At 71.1% G+C, this 18329-nt stretch carries 18 protein-coding genes and 1 riboswitch; of the genes, 8 read left to right on the top strand and 10 right to left on the bottom strand.

Annotated features, from left to right (window positions below; translation table 11 throughout):
* Window positions 1-268, bottom strand: a 268-nt coding sequence (locus FREUN1FDRAFT_RS43740) for a hypothetical protein (RefSeq protein WP_035951362.1), incomplete at its 3' end; no start/stop codon positions are given.
* Between FREUN1FDRAFT_RS43740 and FREUN1FDRAFT_RS43735 the strand changes: the two genes are divergently transcribed.
* The 3 genes from FREUN1FDRAFT_RS43735 (at window position 249) to FREUN1FDRAFT_RS12140 (ending at window position 2925) form a co-directional block, all read left to right on the top strand.
* Complete coding sequence (locus FREUN1FDRAFT_RS43735) at window positions 249-545, top strand: hypothetical protein (protein ID WP_157474679.1); 297 nt, start codon at window positions 249-251, stop codon at window positions 543-545. The genes FREUN1FDRAFT_RS43740 and FREUN1FDRAFT_RS43735 overlap by 20 nt on opposite strands.
* Window positions 546-1042: 497 nt before the next feature.
* Window positions 1043-1342, top strand: a complete 300-nt coding sequence (locus FREUN1FDRAFT_RS46185) for a hypothetical protein (RefSeq protein ID WP_232295154.1) — start codon at window positions 1043-1045, stop codon at window positions 1340-1342.
* Window positions 1343-2106: 764 nt separating this feature from the next.
* On the top strand, window positions 2107-2925 hold the full coding sequence (locus tag FREUN1FDRAFT_RS12140) for a class I SAM-dependent methyltransferase (RefSeq protein WP_006540336.1): 819 nt from the start codon (window positions 2107-2109) through the stop codon (window positions 2923-2925).
* A 118-nt stretch (window positions 2926-3043) separates the two neighbouring features.
* Here FREUN1FDRAFT_RS12140 and FREUN1FDRAFT_RS12135 read toward each other — a convergent pair whose 3' ends face one another.
* The 3 genes from FREUN1FDRAFT_RS12135 to FREUN1FDRAFT_RS12125 form a co-directional block, all read right to left on the bottom strand.
* Window positions 3044-3343 (bottom strand): hypothetical protein, encoded by a 300-nt coding sequence (locus FREUN1FDRAFT_RS12135; RefSeq protein WP_006540335.1) that lies wholly within the window; start codon window positions 3341-3343, stop codon window positions 3044-3046.
* 71 nt (window positions 3344-3414) lie between these two features.
* Complete coding sequence (locus FREUN1FDRAFT_RS12130; RefSeq protein ID WP_006540334.1) at window positions 3415-4359, bottom strand: SDR family oxidoreductase; 945 nt, start codon at window positions 4357-4359, stop codon at window positions 3415-3417.
* A gap of 1 nt (window position 4360) precedes the next feature.
* Window positions 4361-5239, bottom strand: a complete 879-nt coding sequence (locus FREUN1FDRAFT_RS12125; protein WP_232295153.1) for an SDR family NAD(P)-dependent oxidoreductase — start codon at window positions 5237-5239, stop codon at window positions 4361-4363.
* A 106-nt stretch (window positions 5240-5345) separates the two neighbouring features.
* Between FREUN1FDRAFT_RS12125 and FREUN1FDRAFT_RS12120 the strand changes: the two genes are divergently transcribed.
* The 3 genes from FREUN1FDRAFT_RS12120 to FREUN1FDRAFT_RS12110 all read left to right on the top strand — a co-directional run bounded on the left by FREUN1FDRAFT_RS12120 (window position 5346) and on the right by FREUN1FDRAFT_RS12110 (window position 8452).
* Window positions 5346-6701 carry an NAD(P)/FAD-dependent oxidoreductase gene (locus FREUN1FDRAFT_RS12120; protein WP_006540332.1) on the top strand — a complete coding sequence of 452 codons (1356 nt, stop codon included), beginning with the start codon at window positions 5346-5348 and terminating at the stop codon, window positions 6699-6701.
* Complete coding sequence (locus tag FREUN1FDRAFT_RS12115; RefSeq protein ID WP_198144305.1) at window positions 6698-7414, top strand: TetR/AcrR family transcriptional regulator; 717 nt, start codon at window positions 6698-6700, stop codon at window positions 7412-7414. Before FREUN1FDRAFT_RS12120 ends, FREUN1FDRAFT_RS12115 begins: the two co-directional genes overlap by 4 nt.
* A gap of 114 nt (window positions 7415-7528) precedes the next feature.
* On the top strand, window positions 7529-8452 hold the full coding sequence (locus FREUN1FDRAFT_RS12110; RefSeq protein WP_035951371.1) for an alpha/beta hydrolase: 924 nt from the start codon (window positions 7529-7531) through the stop codon (window positions 8450-8452).
* Window positions 8453-8605: 153 nt separating this feature from the next.
* On the opposite strand, the gene FREUN1FDRAFT_RS12105 is transcribed toward FREUN1FDRAFT_RS12110, so the two are convergent.
* Complete coding sequence (locus FREUN1FDRAFT_RS12105) at window positions 8606-10492, bottom strand: glycosyltransferase (RefSeq protein WP_006540329.1); 1887 nt, start codon at window positions 10490-10492, stop codon at window positions 8606-8608.
* A gap of 726 nt (window positions 10493-11218) precedes the next feature.
* On the bottom strand, window positions 11219-11878 hold the full coding sequence (locus tag FREUN1FDRAFT_RS12100) for a TetR/AcrR family transcriptional regulator (RefSeq protein ID WP_006540328.1): 660 nt from the start codon (window positions 11876-11878) through the stop codon (window positions 11219-11221).
* Window positions 11879-12126: 248 nt separating this feature from the next.
* Here FREUN1FDRAFT_RS12100 and FREUN1FDRAFT_RS12095 point away from each other — a divergent pair, with 248 nt between their 5' ends.
* Entirely contained in the window at window positions 12127-13641 is a 1515-nt protein-coding gene (locus tag FREUN1FDRAFT_RS12095; RefSeq protein ID WP_006540327.1) for an MFS transporter, read from the top strand.
* Window positions 13642-13753: 112 nt separating this feature from the next.
* On the opposite strand, the gene FREUN1FDRAFT_RS12090 is transcribed toward FREUN1FDRAFT_RS12095, so the two are convergent.
* The 4 genes from FREUN1FDRAFT_RS12090 to FREUN1FDRAFT_RS12075 all read right to left on the bottom strand — a co-directional run bounded on the left by FREUN1FDRAFT_RS12090 (window position 13754) and on the right by FREUN1FDRAFT_RS12075 (window position 16907).
* Window positions 13754-14134, bottom strand: a complete 381-nt coding sequence (locus FREUN1FDRAFT_RS12090) for a PIN domain-containing protein (RefSeq protein ID WP_006540326.1) — start codon at window positions 14132-14134, stop codon at window positions 13754-13756.
* On the bottom strand, window positions 14134-14421 hold the full coding sequence (locus tag FREUN1FDRAFT_RS12085) for a hypothetical protein (protein WP_006540325.1): 288 nt from the start codon (window positions 14419-14421) through the stop codon (window positions 14134-14136). Before FREUN1FDRAFT_RS12085 ends, FREUN1FDRAFT_RS12090 begins: the two co-directional genes overlap by 1 nt.
* Before the next feature lie 96 nt (window positions 14422-14517).
* Window positions 14518-15246 carry a class I SAM-dependent methyltransferase gene (locus FREUN1FDRAFT_RS12080; RefSeq protein ID WP_369809789.1) on the bottom strand — a complete coding sequence of 243 codons (729 nt, stop codon included), beginning with the start codon at window positions 15244-15246 and terminating at the stop codon, window positions 14518-14520.
* An 83-nt stretch (window positions 15247-15329) separates the two neighbouring features.
* Window positions 15330-16907, bottom strand: a complete 1578-nt coding sequence (locus FREUN1FDRAFT_RS12075; RefSeq protein WP_006540323.1) for an aminotransferase class V-fold PLP-dependent enzyme — start codon at window positions 16905-16907, stop codon at window positions 15330-15332.
* A gap of 37 nt (window positions 16908-16944) precedes the next feature.
* A riboswitch (SAM riboswitch) is annotated at window positions 16945-17060 on the bottom strand.
* A 541-nt stretch (window positions 17061-17601) separates the two neighbouring features.
* Here FREUN1FDRAFT_RS12075 and FREUN1FDRAFT_RS12070 point away from each other — a divergent pair.
* Window positions 17602-18207 (top strand): arsinothricin resistance N-acetyltransferase ArsN1 family B, encoded by a 606-nt coding sequence (locus FREUN1FDRAFT_RS12070; RefSeq protein ID WP_006540322.1) that lies wholly within the window; start codon window positions 17602-17604, stop codon window positions 18205-18207.
* Window positions 18208-18329 lie beyond the last annotated feature (122 nt).

Below are 18329 nucleotides of genomic sequence, written 5' to 3'. Positions count from 1 at the left end.
CCGCCCCGGTGCGGACGACTCCGCCGCCCGCTCCGACCCCGACCCCGACTCCGCCGTCGCGGACGACTCCTCCTCCGCCGTCGCCGAGCCCGTCGCTGTCGCCAAGCCCGTCACCAGCGCCGACAACCGTGGCGCCGACAACCGTGGCGCCGACAACCGTGGCGCCGACAACCGTGGCGCCGACAACCGTGGCGCCGACAACCGTGGCGCCGACAACGGTGGCGCCGACGACGGTGGCGCCGACGACGGTGCCGCCGGCGCCGTCCACCTACTCGGAGACGTCCAACCACGGCGGGCACACATGGACGAACTACCAGACCGCCGGCGGGACGCGCGGCCCGGACATCGGGTACCACCAGACTGTGCAGGTGACCTGCCGGGTGCGTGGCTACGTCACCCCGAACGGGAACGACTGGTGGTACCGGATCGCGTCGTCGCCGTGGAACGACGCGTACTACTCCGACGCGGACGGCTTCTACAACAACGGCCAGACCTCCGGCCCGTCGAACACCGTCTGGGTCGACACCAGGGTTCCGCTGTGCTGATGGCGCCATAGACGAGGCGGCGGGCGGCGCGTGGCGCGCGGCCGACCGCCGCCTACAAAGCGAACGGCGTCGGCGGGGCTTTCCGCGGAAAGGTGTATTTTCGGCCGTGTCGACTTTGCGGTGCGCTGACAGCATGGTCGGGTCACGGGGGGAATACGATGAAGGTAATGGCGCGCGCGCTCCGCGTGATGGCCGCGGCACTAGGTGTGGGCCTGATGCTGTCGACGGGCGCCTGCGGCGGCGGATCGGCCGGGTCCGGCGAGGCTGACGGGGCCGGCACCGTCACCACATCGCCAGGTGCCTGGGTGACCGACATACCCGTTGAGCTGGCCGGAGGTGCTTCGTCACCGTCACCGTCGGCTGCGGCGGCCACGGATCCGGGCGTGGCGCCAGGTACCGGGGGTGGTGCGGCGACACAGCCGGCGGGGGCCGCGGGAACCGGTCCGCTCGCTGGAACAATCGTCCCCGCGGATTTTCCCATCCCGCCGGGAGCGACCGTGACGGTTTCTGAGGCAAAGGCGACCGACGCGACCATCAAGCTCGAGGGAATAGCTCCCGCCGCGGCCGTCGCCTACTATCGTGCGGGTTTGCCGGGCGCTGGGTACAAGTTTTTCCAGGAGGCCGGTTCCGAGGGGCGGACGAAGGTGACCTTCACCGGGCGGAGCCAGAGCGTTCAGGTGCTGGCCGGCGGTACCCGGACTCCCGACCTGGTCCTCGTCATCTTCACCCAGTGCACGAGCACGGTGAGCGGTGGCGACATCGAGGGCCGGCGCAGCGACCGGGTCGCCTGCGTCTGATCCGGCCTGCGGTGCTGGCTGGCCTGCGGTGCTGGCTCGTCCCACTCGGTTGCCCCCCACCGGCGCGCCCAGATCCGTGATCGACGACAGGACGGGGCCGAAGAGCGGAAGGTGTTCGTCGTTCTGGCGACCGTAATCTTCAGATCTTGGTCGTCAGCGGCCGCGGCCGCGGCGACGGCGACAGCCCGAGACGGCGGCGCGAAGATCTGAGTGTCTTGGTCGTTCCGGGGCCCTAGCGGAATCCTGAGGCGCGGCGGATCCGGGCCACCTGCATGGGCTTGGCGAGAGCCGTGTCGACGGAATGCGAACCCCATCCGCACGGCCACCCATCGAGGATCCCGCGCCGTCGCACGGCACCGGTTATTCACCTCAAGAGGGGCAAAAGGGTCGCAGGGTCGCCTGGCGACCCGCAAAGAAAGAAGGATTTAGGTTGTCGGAACGACCAAAATCGTTCTCTTGCGACTCGCCAAACCGGGCTGCCGGGCTGGCGGGCTGCCGGGCTAGCTCGGGGGTCCGGCCGCGTTCGTGGAGTGCGAACCTCCCCGTCCACCGACCAGCGATCTTGATCGATGTCAATCCGCGACAGGCTTCTCGGCGACCACGGCCCTCAGGTCCTGCTCGGTAGCAGCGGCGGCTCGAAGCTCAGGAGTCGCGATCGCGCTCGCCCCAGCGGCACCGTCTCAAATATTGGGATCGTAGTTTCGAACTATGAGATAGACTCGGTGTGGAGGCGGATCGATCCGTAGCGAGAAGGGCGAGGTGCGATGACGACACCCGCGAACACCTACACACACGGCCATCACGAGTCGGTGCTCAGGTCCCATCGCTGGCGCACGGCCGAGAACTCGGCGGCCTACCTGTTGCCGGCCCTGCGGCCCGGGATGACGTTGCTCGACATCGGCGCCGGGCCGGGCACGATCACCGTCGATCTGGCCGAGCGGGTGGCGCCCGGGCAGGTCACCGCGGTGGAGATCAGCGAGTCCGTGCTGGAGCTGGCCCGGGCGGAGGCTGCCCGTCGCGGCGGGACTGCCGCCGGCGGAATCGTCTTCGCCGTGGCCGACGTCCACTCGCTGCAGTTCGACGACGATTCGTTCGACGTCGTGCATGCCCATCAGGTTCTTCAGCACGTCGCCGACCCGGTGCTCGCGCTGCGCGAGATGCGTCGGGTGTGCCGCCCTGGTGGTCTCGTCGCCGCTCGGGACGGCAGCTACAGCGACTTCGTGTGGACGCCGAGGCCGCCCGAGCTCGACGAGTGGCTCGATGTCTATCTGCGTACCGCGCGGGCGAACGGCGGGGAACCGGATGCGGGGCGCCATCTGGCGCAGTGGGTGCGCGACGCCGGGTTCACCGAGGTCACGGCGACGAACGACGACTGGGTGTACGCATCAGAGGCCGATCGGCGCTGGTGGGGGCAGATGTGGGCCGAGCGGATCCTGCGTTCGGACATGGCCTCCCAGGCACTGGCCGGCGGGTTTGCCAGCCAGGCCGATCTGGAGCGGATCTCGCGGGCGTGGAGTGCGTGGGCAGCCACGCCCGGAGCGTCGATCACGATCCCGAACGGCGAGATCCTCGCCGTCGCCTGAGCCTGCCCGCGCCGAGCCTGCCCGCGCCGAGCCGGGCCGAGCTGGGCCGGGCCGAGCCGAGCCGCGTCGAGCTGGGCCGCGCCGCGTCGCGTCGCGTTGGCGGTTGGTCGAGTCGAGGTCAGGAGTGGCTGCCCGACGTCGCTTCCGCGGGGCCGCCCGTCAGGGTTGCCCACCGGGCCCGCCAGGACATCACCGACCAGCCTGACGCGGCGCTCATCACCGAGCCGAAGCTCGCCCAGGAGCCGACGCTCAGGACGGACACGGCCGAGCCGATCGAGCCGATGGACAGAACCGAGCCGATCGAGCCGATCGAGAGCACGGAGCCCTTCGACCACAGGCACAGGACGGAGTCCTCCGAGCCGATCGACAGCCGTGAGCCCTTGCGTGCGGACAAAGCGGAACCACTCTGCGTGCGCATGGGTCCATCATCGCGCCACCGGGGCTGGCGGGCTGCGCTGCCCGCCAGCCCCGGTGGCGCTGCGGGCTCCGTCAACGGCCGGCCGCGTGGGCGGCGGCCCGGCTGCGCTGGTTGGCGACCCAGCGCACCGCCGAGCGGCGCAGTAGTCCGGGTGTGAGCCGGTGGAAGCGCCAGGCCATCCGGGCTGATCGGGGCGCGATGAGCAGAGCCCGGTCGGTGGTGACGGCGGCCAGCACGTCCGCCGCCAGCCGGTCGACGTCGTAGGGCTTCCGGATGCCCTGGTCCTTCAGGAAGAGATCCCGGCTGTCGAAGCTCCCGATCGCGCCCTTGTCGAGGATCGGCGTGTCGACGCTGGACGGGCAGACGACCGTCACGCCCACGCCGTGCGCGGCCGCCTCGGCCCGCAGCGCGAGGGAGAGCCCGACGACGGCATGCTTGGTCATCACATAGCTGGTCAGCAGACCGGAGGCGACCAGGCCGGCCAGCGAGGCCACGTTGACGATGTGCCCGCCGCCGGCGGCGATCATCCGCGGGTAGGCCGCGGTGACACCGTGCACCACCCCGCGGATGTTCACGTCGATGATCTGGTTCCACTGGGCGGGGGTCAGCTCCGTCGTCTCGCCGCCGAAGACGATGCCGGCGTTGTTGACCAGCAGGTCGAGCCGTCCGTCCCGGGCCACGACGTCGGCGACCGCCTGCTCGACCGCCGCCGCGTCGGTGACGTCGAGCCGGGCGGAGCGGGCGCCGGGCAGGTCGCCCGCGGTTCGGGCCGCGGCGGCCTCGTCCAGGTCGGTGCAGATCACGGTCGCGCCGGCGCCGGCCAGGGCGCGGCACAGGGCGGCCCCGATGCCCGACCCACCGCCGGTGACCAGCGCCGTTGTTCCGGCAAGCCGCCCCGTACGGCTCCCGGTGCGGCTCCCGGCGGGCTTCCCCCCGTTCGCGGCGGAGGCCGTCCCGTCGGTGGCGGCCGGGGCCGGGTCGGTCGCGGGGGTGGCTGCGGGGTCGGTCGTGGCCATCTCAGCTGTCCCCGAACGCGCGGGCGAGGTGGGTGAGCATGTTCGGGTAGCGGAGCATGTGCGCGCCGCCGTTGATGTCCAGGACCTCCCCGGTTATCCAGGCCGCGGCGTCCGAGCACAGGTAGAGGGCGGCCTGCGCGATCTCCTCCGGTGTGCCGGCCCGCCCGAGCGGGGTGTTGGCCAGATAGTCCTCGGTGATACCGGGGATTGTGGCGGCAGGGGCGGTCAGCGGGGTGGTGACCAGGCCGGGCGCGATCGCGTTGACCCGGATGCCTCGTTCGGCGAACTCCAGGGCGGCGACCTGGGTGAGCATCGACAGCCCCGCCTTGGCCGAGCAGTAGGCGGCCAGGCCCACGCCGGGCTGGCGGGCGTTGAGCGACGACAGTGACACCAGCACCCCGCCGCGGCCGAGGTGGCGCCCGGCGTGCTTGGCGACGAGGAAGCCGCCGGTGAGGCTGACGTCGACGACGGCGCGGAACTCCTCCAGCGACTGGTCGGCGATCAGGCCGAGGCTGCCGATGCCAGCGCTGTTGACGACGGCGTCCAGCCGGCCGAGCCGGTCGTGGACCCCGTCGAACAGGCCCGCGACCGATGCTTCGTCGGTCACGTCGGCGGTGGCGCTCTCATGTGGCTTACCCAGTCCGCTGGCGACCTCCGCCGCCAGCGTGCCGTCACGGTCGGCCACCACGACCTGGTAGCCGTGTGCGGCTAAGACCTCGGCGGTGGCGCGGCCGATGCCGGAGGCCCCGCCCAGGACGACCGCGACCCGGCCGGCTCCGCCACCGCCCCCACCGCCGCCTCCGTCAGCGACTGCCTTCGCGCCTACCGGTGTCCCGGCCTGCGGATCCTGGTGCGCCCCGGTCTCCACCGCTGTGTCCACGGTCGGCTCCACTGTCACCCCTCACGCGTGTCAGCTTTTATTGACATGTGTCAGGTCAGTTCCTAGTCTGTGCCCGGCACCTCTGTCCAGTCCCCTGGAGGAATCCATGAACGGGCCTCGCACGGCGGTTATCGGCGCGGGCATCAGCGGCCTGACCGCCGGCAAGATGCTCGGTGACTACGGAGTGCCGTACACCTGTTTCGAGTCGTCCGACCGCGTCGGCGGCAACTGGGCTTTCGGGAACCCGAACGGGCACAGCAGCGCCTACCGCTCGCTGCATATCGACACCTCGCGGCACCGGCTCTCGTTCCGGGACTACCCGATGCCGGACGACTATCCGGACTTCCCGCACCACACCCAGATCAAGGACTATCTGGACGGGTACGCCGACGCGTTCGGGCTGCGCGAGCGGATCGAGTTCGAGAACGGTGTGACGCACGCGGAACATCTCGACGGCGGCGGGTGGCGGCTGGCCACCGCCGACGGGAGCACCCGTACGTTCGACTTCCTCGTCGTCGCCAACGGCCACCACTGGGACCCGCGTTACGCCGACTTCCCCGGCACGTTCACCGGCCAGACCCTGCACTCCCACCACTACATCGACCCGGAGAACCCGCTGCGGTTCAAGGACTCGCGCATCCTGGTGGTGGGCATCGGCAACAGCGCCGCCGACATCACCGTCGAACTGTCGTCCCGGACACTGCGCAACCAGGTGACCATCTCGACCCGGTCCGGCGCCTGGATCGTGCCGAAGCTCGTCGGCGGCCAGCCGGGGGACAAGCTCTACCGCACCCTTCCGTACGTGCCGCTGAACTGGCAGCGCAACGTGCTCCACTTCTTCAACATCCAGTCGGCGGGGCGGCCCGAGCGGTGGGGGCTGCCAGCCCCGAAACACCGTCTTTTCGACGCCCATCCGACGCAGTCGGTGGAACTCCCCGTCCGCCTCACCAGCGGGGACGTCACCCCGAAGCCGAACGTCAGCCGGCTGGACGGATCAACCGTCCATTTCGAGGACGGGACATCCGGCGAATTCGACATCATCATCTACGCAACCGGCTACAACATCACGTTCCCGTTCTTCGACGAGGACTTCGTCAGTGCGCCCGACAACCGGATCCGCCTGTACAAGCGGATCCTCCTGCCGGGGCTGCCGGACCTCGCGTTCGTCGGTTTCGCCCAGTCGACGCCGACCCTCTTCCCGTTCGTCGAGTGCCAGTCGCGCCTGGTGGCCGCCTATGCGGCCGGCCAGTACCGCCCTCCGTCCGACACCGAGATGGAACGGGTGATCACGGCGGACGAGCAGAAGTACATCGGCCGGATGGTCGACCGTCCACGGCACACTCAGCAGGTGGACTACTTCCTCTACGAGCACGACATGCGCACCAGGGAGCTGCCGCGGGGTCGGCGCCGGGCACTCGCCGACGGCCCGGTCCCGCTGACCGCGGCGACGGCACTGAGTTGAGCGGTGAACAGGTCGGCGTCGGCGATCCGCTCGACCGGCGCGCACCCCAGCGCGGTGACCAGCGACGGGCCGCGATGATGCGGGCGCTGGACGAACTGCTCAAGGAGCGCGACCTCGACGAGATCAACGTCGCCGCGATCACCGCCGAGGCGGGGGTGAGCCGGTCCGCGTTCTACTTCTATTTCGAGGACAAGGCGGCCTGCGCGGCAGCGCTCGGCTCGGACGTCTACCAGGAGGTCCTGACCGCCACCCACGCCCTCATCACCAGCGGCGGACCACCGAGGGAACGGATCAGCCGGACGATCCAGGCGGTGCTCACCAGCTGGGAGAACCACCGGCACCTGTTCCAGGGAATGCTGGTCGCCCGCCAGCGCAGCGAGACCGTCCGCAGGCTGTGGGACGAGTACCGGGAGTCGTTCATCGGCCCGCTCGCGGAAATGATCGACGCGGAGCGGGCCGCCGGCACCGCCTCCGCCGGGCCGGACAGCCGGGCGCTCGTCACCGTTCTGCTCGAGCTCAACGACCGCAGTCTCGAACAGCTGAGCACGGGCGGTCCGCTCAGCGCGGATCAGCGCGCCGAGGCGTTGACGACGATCTGGCTGCGCACGATCTACGGCACCGACCCCGCATCCGCATCCGCATCCGCATCCGCATCCGCATCCGAATCCGAATCCGAACCCGAACCCGAACCCGACGACGTGACCCGCCCCTAGCCATGCCCGGCTCGCCGCCGTCGCCCACACCGCCTCCGCCTTCGCCGCCGCCGCTGCCGGTGGAGGCGGAGGCGGGTGGGTGACGGCGGCCGGCCACGAACGATCGGACCGCAGATGACGAAATCGCAGCTGGCCTACGAGGAACGTACGTTCCGTTCCGGGGACGCGGACTGCGCGGCCTGGTGGTTCCGAGCCGCCGACGACAGCCTGGCGACGGATTCCGGCCGGCCCGCCGTGGTGATGGCGCACGGGCTGGCCGGCACCATGGATTCCGGTCTGGAACCGTTCGCCGCCGGTCTCGCCGCGGCCGGGCTGGACGTCCTCACCTTCGACTACCGGGGTTTCGGCGCGAGCGGCGGAGGCGCGCGTCAGACGGTGTCCCTCGCCAGGCAGGCGGACGACTACCGGGCCGCGCTGACCGTCGCGGCCAGCACCCCAGGTGTCGACCCGTCCCGGCTGGTGCTGTGGGGGGAGTCGCTGTCGGGTGGCACCGTGCTGCAGGTCGCCGCCGGCCGGGCCGACATCGCCGCCGTCATCTCCATGGTCCCGCTGCTGGACGGGCCGGCCGCCGCGCTGTACGCGTTCCGGACCCAGCCGCCGCTGATGGTGGCCCGAACCTCTGCCACGTCCCTGGCCGCCCGGCTGGGTGGGCTGGTCGGCCGCCCCGCGCCGATGATCCCGGTGGTCGGGCCGCCAGGCCGGCCGGCGGCGCTGACCCCGCCCGGCTACTACGACGACTACCTGGCGATCGCCGGGCCGACGTGGCGCAACGAGGTCGCGGCCACCCTCGGCGGCGAGATCGGGCCCTTCCGCCCGGGCCGGACGGCGGCCCGGGCGCTACGCGGCCGCTGGCTGGTCCAGATAGCCGACTTCGACCGGGCCGCACCGCCGTACGCGACCGCGAAGGCCGCCTTCCGCGGCCGGGCCGAGGTACGGCACTACCCCTGCGACCACTTCGACCTGCACGCCGGCAAGCCGTGGCACGAGCCCGCGCTCGCCCACCAGGCCGCCTTCCTGCGGCGGGCACTGCAGCCATAGGCACCCTGCCCGCCAACCAGCCATAGGCACCCTGCCCGCCAACCAGCCGCAGGCACCCCGCCCGCCGGTCATAGGCACCCCGCGCGCCAGCCGCAGGCGCACCGCGCGCCAACCGGAGGCACGTCGCCCGCCTCGGAAGGACGTCCCGGCAGGTCAGCTGGTGAGCAGGGCAGTCGTGGCGAGGCCGAGCACAGTCACCGCGATGGCGGCCCGGATGGGGAGCTGGGCCCGCTCGACCGTCGAGGATCGTTCCGAGAGCGCGGACAGCGGCCCGGCGATCATCGCCAGCAAGGCGCCTGCCCACACCAGGCCGGACAGGTCGGCCACGTCCGGGTCGAGCCCGACCACGACGATGGTGGCGATCAGCGCGGCGGCGAACAGGGCCTGGGGGAGCAGCAGAAGCGACATCCGGGGCAGTGCGGTCTTCGCGGTGGCCCCGGATTCGGGGCGCCCGGCGAGCACGACGCGGACGAAGGCCAGCGCGTAGAGCGGCGCGTTGAACAGGGTGCTGGCGATCGTCCGGTGTGCGCCGCGCACGCCGGTGTGGCGGGCGACGACCAGCATCGACCCGACGAGGTAGGGCAGGGCGTGCAGCACGTAGTCGGTCAGCGAGACCCCGGCGGCGATCCGCACCCCGGCCAGCGCGTTCATCGGCGGTCCGAGCAGGAACATCATCTGCGCGCACGCCACCAGGTAGCCGACGCCGGTGTGCAGGTAGTGGGTGCGCTGCCAGCCGGTCAGTCCCGGCTTGCGCAGCGGGTTGTCGAACAGCAGCAGGCGTAGCCCGTCCATCGCCCACCGGCTGCGCTGCTTGGCGTACTCGGCCGCGGTCGCCGGCGCTATGCCGACGGACACCGGCTCCGGGTGGTAGACGCTGCGCCAGCCGCGGGAGTGCAGCTCGTAGGAGGTGTGCAGGTCCTCGACGATGTTCCACTCGCTGAACCCGCCGGCGGACGTCAGGGCCGCCCGCCGGTACAGGGTGCCGTTTCCGCAGGAGGAGGCCGCGCCGTCCCGGTCCTTCGCCGGCTGCACCGCCCGGTACAGCATCGGCTCGGCGTTGTTGAGGACGTCGTACCGCCCGACGTCGAAGCGCTGCTCGGTGCAGACGAAGCCGACCCGTGGGTTGCGCAGGTAGCCCAGGACCCGTTCCGCCAGATCGGGGACGGCGATGTGGTCGGCGTCCAGCGTCATGATCGCCTCGGAGTCGGTGCGCGCGAGGGCGTGGTTCAAGTTGGCCGCCTTGCCCCTCGCCCCGGTCGTGCGGGTGAAGCAGGTCAGCCCGAGCCGGGCGGCGAGCTCGTCGATCTCGCGCCAGTTCCCCCGCCGGGCGATCCGGCCGTCGTTGAGCACGTAGGTGCGGTGCGGGTAGTCGATCGCCAGCGCGGCCCGCAGTGTCGCCTCGACGATCTCCACCGGCTCGCCGCAGACGGTGACGAAGACGTCGAGGGTGCCGGTGGGCGCCGGTGGGCGCCGCACCCGCCCGGGCCGGATCCGGGATGTCATCACCGCCGTCCACACGATCGTGAGGTAGCTGGCGACCTCCGCGGAGTAGAAGAGGAACCCGGCCACCCCGGAGCCGCTCAGGGTGCCGGCCCGCCAGGTCAGGTACCCGGCGCCGATCAGGATGACCACGACCGCCAGGCCGGGCCCGGTGGCGGCCGTGAGCCGTCCGACGGGCACCCGCTGCCAGGTGTCGTCCTCCGTCAGCGGCGCGGGACCTGCGAGGCTTTCGAGCGCGGCCGCGGGGCGTGCCGCGGGGCGTGTCGCGATGGACGTCCGCGTGTCGGACCCCTGTGCGGTGGACCTCGGTGCGGTGGACCTCTGCGCGGGAATGGGCGGAGCCGTCGGAGTCGTGGCGTTGACGTCCGCGGGTCCGGCAGAAGCGCTGCGAACAGTGGAAAATGCGGGTGCTCCGGGCAGGGAGATGGCGCGCCCGCTGATTCCTGACAACTGAGGCCGCACGAAGTCGTTTTCCACCGCCCAGGTCGTGACGTGGTCATCCGTACTGGTTGTGTCCTCGGGCCGGGCCTGGTCCACCACACGATCTCCTCTCGGTGTTCGGCGGCATCCTCCCATCTCGTCTTTTGTTCGAATGCACCGCCTGGTGGCTGGCTCGGCCCACCCGTGAGAAATCTGCTGGCTTCTGGGGGTTCCGTGCGTGCGGCGCGTAAATGTCCAGAACATGCGTTGGGGTCTGCTTGGTCCGCACCCCGGGATCGCCCGGTCCATGACATTCCGGTGCGCGGTAAAATTCAGGTAATCAAGGTGTTTCGGCTCTTACGTGGGCGCAGTCGCGCGCCGGATCGCGAAGGTCTGAGGATTTTCGTCGCCGCCGCGCATGTAGCAAAATCTCGAGAAATGGCGGATCCGGCGCCCCTCGATCGCGACCTGGCGGTTCGTACCACTCCGTATCCAAGCGTCGCGCGGTGACCCACCCGGGGTCCCGCGCCGCCGCACAGCGCGAGCAATTCACATCAATAGGGTAAATGGGGCACGAAGGCGCTTGGCAATCCGCAAGAACTGAGGATTGCGGTTGCTGCAGCAGCCAAAATCCTCAATTCTTTGCTCGGAAGCGGCGGTGCGGCGGTGCGGCGGTGCGGCGGTGCGGCGGTGCGGCGGTGCGGCGGTGCGGCGGTGCGGCGGTGCGGCGGGAGGGGAGGCGGAAGCCCGAAGCTCGGGATTCTGTGACGGGCCCCCGTGACCACGATTCCCGGATCCCGCCCGGCAGTCACGGCGCCGGAGCGCGCGACTGTGCCATGGAAAAGATCATTCAATGCACGACATTATTCTTTCGACTTCGTTGTCGGTCGGTGCCGCGGGCACGGCTGCGCCCACGCGGTCGGATTCGTCGAGCATGAAGCCGTCGATGATGGATTCGACATAGCGCCGCCAGAGGTCGGGGCGGACATCCGCGTTCCGACTCAGGCCCCCCGTGAGTAGGAAGATCATGGGTAGGTCCTGGGCGGTGAAGTCATCGCGGAGACGGCCGCTGGCGATGGCTCTCTCCACGATGCGGGTGCAGATGGGCGACAGTCGCTCTCGCGCCAGCTCCTGGTGGCGTTTGGTGGCGGACATCATCGCCTGCCACAGCGCACGGTCGGAGAGGTGGTACTCGCAGGTGCGAACAATCGCCGTGCGCAATGCCTCGATCGGGTCGGAGATCCGCTCGGCCGCGCTCAGGATGTCGTGCGCGGTGTCGAACCGCTGCTCGATCAGGGCACCGAGCAGTGCTTCCCGGTCGGCGAAGTGCCGGTAGACGGTGCCGACTCCCATACCGGCCGCGGCGGCGAGCTGATGGAACGTGACGTCGAGCCCGCGGATGGCGATGAGCCTGTCGGCGGTCTCCAGGAGGATGGCGCGATTGCGTACCGCATCCTTACGTGCACGCGGAGCGTCAGGACCGCTGACCGTAGGTGTGGCGGACATGGGTGCATTCTCTCCCGCGGGTGGGGCCGATGTCGTAAGGCTAACTACCCGGCGTAGTGGACGGGTCGGTAGGCGGTGGTGTGCCGAGTTCTCCGAGCCCGGGGCTGGGCCCAGTGCGACCGACCTGTCGATCAGTGTGCCGCTCGTCGTGAACAAGGCCACCCGCCAAAAGTGGACCGATGATGTCCGTTTCCACTAGCTTGGCTGAAGCGGACAGTTGATGTCCACTTCGATCAGGCGGGATGGTCATGTCGACAACAGGTACGGAAGCCGGCGTCGCTACGGAGGCGCCACGGGCCGAGAGCGGCTCCGCCAGCGTCAACGACAAGCGCTGGTGGGTGCTGTGCGTGCTCGGCCTGGCCCAGCTGATGGTCGTCCTGGACGGGACGGTGGTGAACATCGCGCTGCCGTCGGCCCAGCAGGCTCTGGACTTCAGCAACGACCAGCGCCAGTGGATCGTGACGGGCTACGCGCTTGCCTTCGGCAGCCTGCTGCTGCTCGGCGGCCGGCTCGCCGACCTGTACGGGCGCAAGCGGATGTTCCTGCTCGGTCTGATCGGGTTCGCCGTCGCCTCGGCCGTCGGGGGCGCGGCGACCAGCTTCGCCATGCTGGTGGCGTCCCGGGTCGTGCAGGGTGCGTTCGGAGCTCTCCTCGCCCCGGCCGCCCTGGCGCTTCTGAGCACCACCTTCACCGATGTGAAGGAGCGCTCCAAGGCGTTCGGTATCTACGGGGCGATCGCCGGTGGCGGCGCGGCCATCGGGCTGCTGCTCGGCGGCGTGCTCACCGAGTACCTGTCCTGGCGCTGGTGCATGTACGTGAACCTCTTCTTCGCAGCGGTGGCGTTCCTCGGCGGCGCCCTGTGGCTGCGCCACGAGATGGAGCAGGAGCGGCCGAGGATCGACATCCCGGGCATCGTGCTCGTGTCCAGTGGCCTGTTCGCCCTGGTCTACGGGTTCTCGCGGGCGGAGACCGACGGCTGGTCCGACTCGGTGACGATCGGCTGCCTCGCCGTCGCCGCGGTGCTGCTGATCGCGTTCGTCCTCGTCCAGCAGCGGGTCGCCCAGCCGGTTCTCCCGCTGCGCGTCGTGCTCGACCGCTACCGTGGCGGGTCGTTGGTGGCGATGCTCATGTCGGGTGCCGGCATGTTCGGGGTCTTCCTCTTCCTCACCTACTACCTGCAGCAGAACCTCGAGTTCAGCGCGGTGAGGTCGGGCCTTGCGTTCCTGCCGATGACGGCCGCGCTCATGGTCTCGGCGCAGTTCGGGTCGGCGGTGCTCACGCAGCGGGTCGGGCCGCGCTACATCATCGCCCCGGGTCTCGCGGTCGCGGGCGTCGGTCTGTGGATGCTCACCGACATCGACCTCGGCTCGACGTATCTGGGCAGCGTCCTGCCGGCGACCATGATCTTCGGGGCTGGCGTCGGCGCCGTCTTCGCCTCCGCGATGAGCCTGAGCACCGCGGGCGTCGCGGCCCAGGACGCCGGCGCCGCGTCCGCGGTGGTCAACACCGTCCAGCAGGTCGGAGGCTCGGTCGGCACCGCGCTGCTGAGCACCATGGCGGCCACGGCCGCCGACAACTACATCGACTCACACGCGCCTGGCCCGATGCTGCCGGTGCTCGCCTCGCTGGAGAGCTACACCACCGTGTTCTGGTGGGGCGCGGGAATCATGATCCTCGCCGCCGTGATCACCGCCGTCATCCTGCCGGGCCGGGTGCGTCAGCCGGGCGAGAACGAGGCGGAGATCGTGGCCATCGGCGGCTGACCAGCCCGGTTCGGGGTGTCGGTCAGGATTTGCAGGTACCGGCGGCGCAGGGCGAGCAGCTGGGAGAGCACCGGATAGGTTTCGCCGTGCGGCCGTCGTGGCCTGCTGATGTTCAGACGGTGAAGAGCCGCACCTTGACGCCGATGGAGTCGGCGAGATGGTGGAGGTCCTCGGGGTCACTGGTGACCACCGCGGCCTGGTACTGGACAGCGGTGGCGACGACGATCGCGTCCACGACGTCCGCGGTCGCGGAGGCGGCGCAGATGACACCGGCTGCGCGACCGGTGCGCTCGTCGTCGGGCCGGAGGTCGCAGCCCTTGAGTACACGCGAGATCTGGTGCTGCGGTCCGCCGCGCCAAGCCTGCGCAAGGACCACAACGGGCAGAACCGGACGGATGCGGGCCGCTGTGAGCTCGTCGTGCAACGCGAGAAAGTCCGGGCTGCGCCGCTCGGCGGCCAGCAGCGCGCCGGTGTCGTAGACGATGGTGCGCACTACCCGGCTGCCCGCCACGGCTCGTCGTCGAGCAGCCCGGTCTCCAACAGGAACTCCCGAGCACGTGCCCGGGACTCCTCGGGCAGCTTGCCGTGCTCGACCTCGTACTCCGCCACCAGCTCGCGGGCGGCGGCCCGGCCGGCGGCGTGAAGCGCGGCGAGGTGGGCCTTCTCCACGGCGGCCTCAGCCAGCCAGGTGGAGACCGGCTTGCCCTCCGCCGTGGCCGCGGCTTTGATCATCTCCTCGACCTCTGCCGGTACCGAGACGGACAGCTTCCGTGCGGTCATGATTCCACTGTAGCTCGCGGTAGGAACGCCTTCCTACCGCCGTGGCCGCACCGTCAGCATCTCCCGGAGGACGCCGGCGGTGTCGATCGGTGCGACTCAGCGCAGCCGGCGGGCGCGCAGCACCACGTCGTCGGTGTGGTGCGCACCGGCCCCGCCCCCGGGTGCGATCCGTGGGCGCTGCTCGTCGCACTCCACCACCCAGTCGTCGTCGAGCAGCGCGGCGACCATCGAGGGCCAGACGTAGTCGGCCGGGTTGAAGCCGCCGTCGTGCACCGGCTGGACGTCCATGCCGGCGTGGTGCACGAGCAGCAGCAGTCCGCCGGGCGTGACGGCGGCGAGCAGTGCCCGTTCGGCGGCGGCGTCGGGGGTGCGCAGCAGGGCCGGGTACTGCGCGGAGACGAGGTCGAAGGACGCCGGTGGCACCGCCGCCTGCGCCGCCTCGGACAGTTCGGCATGCACCCATCGCACCGTGACACCGGCGTCGCGGGCGTGCTCGGCCGCTCGCCGCAGCGCCACACCCGAGACCTCGAGCGCGGTCACGTCCCAGCCGCGGTTCGCGAGCCAGACGGCGTCCGCTCCCTCGCCGCAGCCGACGTCGAGGACCCGTCCGGGCGTGAGCCCGCGAACCTCGGCTACCAGCGCGCCGTTGGGCTGCCCGCTCCACAGCCGCTCCCGCTCGACGTACCTCCTGTCCCACTCCGCCTGCACCGCGGGGTTCCCGAGATAGTCGTCGGCGGGGGAGGGTGCGTCGGACGAGGCGGCGTCGGGTGCGGGCACGGGCGCTTCGGCGGTCAATCTGTCGATCACTGGGCCACTCTCGCCCAGGGTGCGTCCGTCCCCCAACATTGTTTGCCGAATTGGCAAACCTGCGTTGGGCTGTCTGCTCACCCCGCGGGGGAGATCGCAGATCAGGTGCCGCAGGGCGAGGTGACAGGCACCCGGGCGGCCGGGGTGGATGCCGCCCATTCGGGCAGTGCCCGATCGTCCGGAGCCGGAGCCCAGCCGCCCGGGCCACATGTGTAACGCCAGCGGGGGCCTCCGGTCAGGTATTCGTCCAGTGCCTCGACGAGCCGGTCGACATCGGCGGTGGTCGAACCGACGCCGACACTGGCGCGCAGCGCGCCGGCGGGGGCTCCGAGCCGCCGCAGCAGCGGATGCGCGCAGAAGCGGCCGGCGCGCAGGCTGATGCCGTGCTCGGCGGCGAGATACACGGCGACGGCGTCCGGGTGATGCCCGGAGAGCGTGAACGTGACGACACCGACCGGAACGCGCGTCCCGTCCGTGCCGGCGGCGGGCCAGCAGGCCAGCACACGCACGCCGGGCAGGGCGCCGAGGCCGTCCACCAAGTGGTGCCGCAGTGCCAGATCATGCGCGGCGAGTGCCTCCGCGGGCAGTTGGGCCAGCGTGCGGCAGGCGGTCGCCAGCGCCGTCACGCCGGGCAGGTTCGGGGTGCCGGCCTCGTGCCGCGCCGGCGCGTCCGCCCAGGTGACGGAGGCCGGTGTGACCTCGCGGACCGCGCCGCCACCGGCCAGGTAGGGCGGGGCGGCATCCAGCCAGTCACGCCGGCCGACCAGCGCCCCCGCCCCGAACGGGGCATACAGCTTGTGGCCGGAAAGCGCCAGGTAGTCGATGCCGAGGCCGGCCAGGTCGATCCGGGCATGCGGGGCCAGCTGGGCCGCGTCGACGAACAGGCGGGCGCCGGCGTCATGGGCGACGGCCGCGAGCCGGGCCAGCGGCAGCCGCTCCCCGGTCACATTGGAGGCCCCGGTGACCGCGAGCAGCGCGGTCGGCTCGGCGCGCAACGCCGTGGCGAGCGCGTCCAGCGTCTCCTCCGGAGTCGTTCGGGACTCCACCACCTCCCGGCGCACCGCCGACCACGGCAGCAGGTTCGCGTGATGTTCCAGATCGAGAACCACCACCCGTGCGGCCCGGCCCACCGCGTGCGCGACGCAGTGCGCGAGCAGGTTCACGGCGTCGGTGGTGTTGCGGGTGAACACCACCGTGTCGTCCGTTCGCACACTCAGGAAGCGGCCCACCTCGTCGCGAGCGGTCTCGTACACCGCGGTGCAGACCTGCGAGCCGAAGCCGGCTCCGCGGTGCACGCTCGCCGAGTACGGCAACAGCCGGGCCACCTGGTCTGCCACAGCGACGAGGCTGGGCGCGCTTGCCGCGTAGTCGAGGTTCACGTGGCGGACGCGGCCACCGCCGACCAGCGGGACGTCCAGATCGGCTCCGACGACGGGCAGCAGCGCGTCGTGCCCCGCGCTGGCTGCCGCCGGGCCAGCCCAGGGCGGCAGGACCTGACGGTCGCGGAACTTTGCCGGTACAGCCCGGACCGGGGTCGTGGCCCGGGCCGCGAGCCCGGTTCGTGCGGCGAGCCCGGTTCGTGCGGCGGGAACGGTTTGTGCGGCGGGAACGGTTTGTGCGGCGGGCGCGGTGGCGGCGCGGGCGGCGGGATGGTCAAGGGCAGGCTGAACAGACGGCACAGCCGTGACTCCTTCGGGTCCATCGGACCCCGGTGAGGGTCCGCACTTGCCACGCCCGACACCCGGACGCGGCCTGGTCACAACCGGGGGCACCCCGCCGCGGAGGAGGGTTGCCGGCCAGCAAGCCCGGACTTGACGCTGGCACTCTTGACCTGGATGAGCGCAATGTGGCCTGATCGATCACAGTGCGCTCGCCGTGCTCCCGCGAAGACGGGACCACGACGCCGCCTGAAGTCACATACCGAGACTCAGGGCAACGCAGACAGGCTACCTCTCCGACCGGCCAGGTCGACAAGTGCCTGGGAGCGCCGTATCCGTCCCGGCCGCCTGCCGCGCGCGTTCCGGTAGCCCGCTGAACCTGGCCAGAACCGTCGCGGGTCCTTTGGGCGGCGCAGCCGCCAGGCGCGACCGGTGACGGCGCGCTGCCCGCCCGGATCCGTCAAATCTTCCTTACGTGAAGCGATGAGGAGGCTGTCGGTGACATGGACACCCCGACCGGCTGACCAGCCGTGCTCCATCGCCGGCGTGGCGGACCAGGAAAGAGAGGGGCCTTCGCAGGTCGCGAAGGCCCCTCGCGGGCCCGACCCGCCTGATTTCATGTCGGTGTGCTGTATCAGCTGAGCCACCCCGGAGTCCGCAGTGCGGCCCGCCTTGTCGGGCGGGGGCGTCGATTGAACCGCCTCCGGCCGGCGTCATGACAGGCGTCACCCGCGGGGCGGTCCCGGCGGGCCGTTCGCAGGCGGTGGTCAGACCGGCGAGGCTGTCCGACGCCACCGCGATCCGGGCCATCTACGCGCCCTATGTGCTGGAGACGCCCATCACCTTCGAGGTGGAGGTGCCCAGTGAGGCGGTCATGCGCGCACGCATGACCGGGCGGCCGTTGATGCCCTGGTTCGTCGCCGAGATCGAGGGCGAGGTCGCCGGCTACGCTTACGCCAGCCAGCACCGGGAGCGCGCGGCCTACCGCTGGTCGGCCGATGTCTCGATCTACCTCGCCGCCCGGCAGCGCCGGCGCGGGCTCGGCCGGCTGCTCTACACCCGGCTGATCGACGAGGTGCGCACGCTCGGCTACGTCGCCCTGTTCGCCGGTATCGCCCTGCCGAACGAGGCCAGCGTCGGCCTGCACACCGCGCTCGGGTTCCGGCCGGTCGGTGTCTACCCCGCGGTCGGCCACAAGGCCGGCCGCTGGCACGACGTGGGCTGGTACGCGCTGCTGCCCCCGGGAAGCCTGCCTGCCGACCCGGCCGAGCCCCGGGAATGGGACGTCGACCACCACGCGTCCGGGTCGGCCGCAGGCTGACCGGCTGATCACCGCGGCCGATCACCTCGCTGGGCGCTGCCAGCCCCGCCGCGGGCACCCGCCGCAGGCCCTGCGACTCTGAGGTCCTCCAGGCGCTCCCATCGAGCTCACATCGAACTCAC

Source organism: Parafrankia sp. EUN1f, from assembly GCF_000177675.1.
Lineage (GTDB): Bacteria > Actinomycetota > Actinomycetes > Frankiales > Frankiaceae > Parafrankia.
Note: the sequence above shows the minus strand (reverse complement) of the source record. Positions and strands in the feature narration are given on the sequence as shown.

Excerpts from the sequence above, each read along its gene's own strand:
- FREUN1FDRAFT_RS12140 (WP_006540336.1), top strand. The coding sequence starts at position 2,107 with ATGACGACACCCGCGAACACCTACACACACGGCCATCACGAGTCGGTG.
- FREUN1FDRAFT_RS12135 (WP_006540335.1), bottom strand. The coding sequence starts at position 3,343 with ATGCGCACGCAGAGTGGTTCCGCTTTGTCCGCACGCAAGGGCTCACGG.
- FREUN1FDRAFT_RS12130 (WP_006540334.1), bottom strand. The coding sequence starts at position 4,359 with ATGGCCACGACCGACCCCGCAGCCACCCCCGCGACCGACCCGGCCCCG.
- FREUN1FDRAFT_RS12120 (WP_006540332.1), top strand. The coding sequence starts at position 5,346 with ATGAACGGGCCTCGCACGGCGGTTATCGGCGCGGGCATCAGCGGCCTG.
- FREUN1FDRAFT_RS12110 (WP_035951371.1), top strand. The coding sequence starts at position 7,529 with ATGACGAAATCGCAGCTGGCCTACGAGGAACGTACGTTCCGTTCCGGG.
- FREUN1FDRAFT_RS12100 (WP_006540328.1), bottom strand. The coding sequence starts at position 11,878 with ATGTCCGCCACACCTACGGTCAGCGGTCCTGACGCTCCGCGTGCACGT.
- FREUN1FDRAFT_RS12095 (WP_006540327.1), top strand. The coding sequence starts at position 12,127 with ATGTCGACAACAGGTACGGAAGCCGGCGTCGCTACGGAGGCGCCACGG.
- FREUN1FDRAFT_RS12085 (WP_006540325.1), bottom strand. The coding sequence starts at position 14,421 with ATGACCGCACGGAAGCTGTCCGTCTCGGTACCGGCAGAGGTCGAGGAG.
- FREUN1FDRAFT_RS12070 (WP_006540322.1), top strand. The coding sequence starts at position 17,602 with ATGACAGGCGTCACCCGCGGGGCGGTCCCGGCGGGCCGTTCGCAGGCG.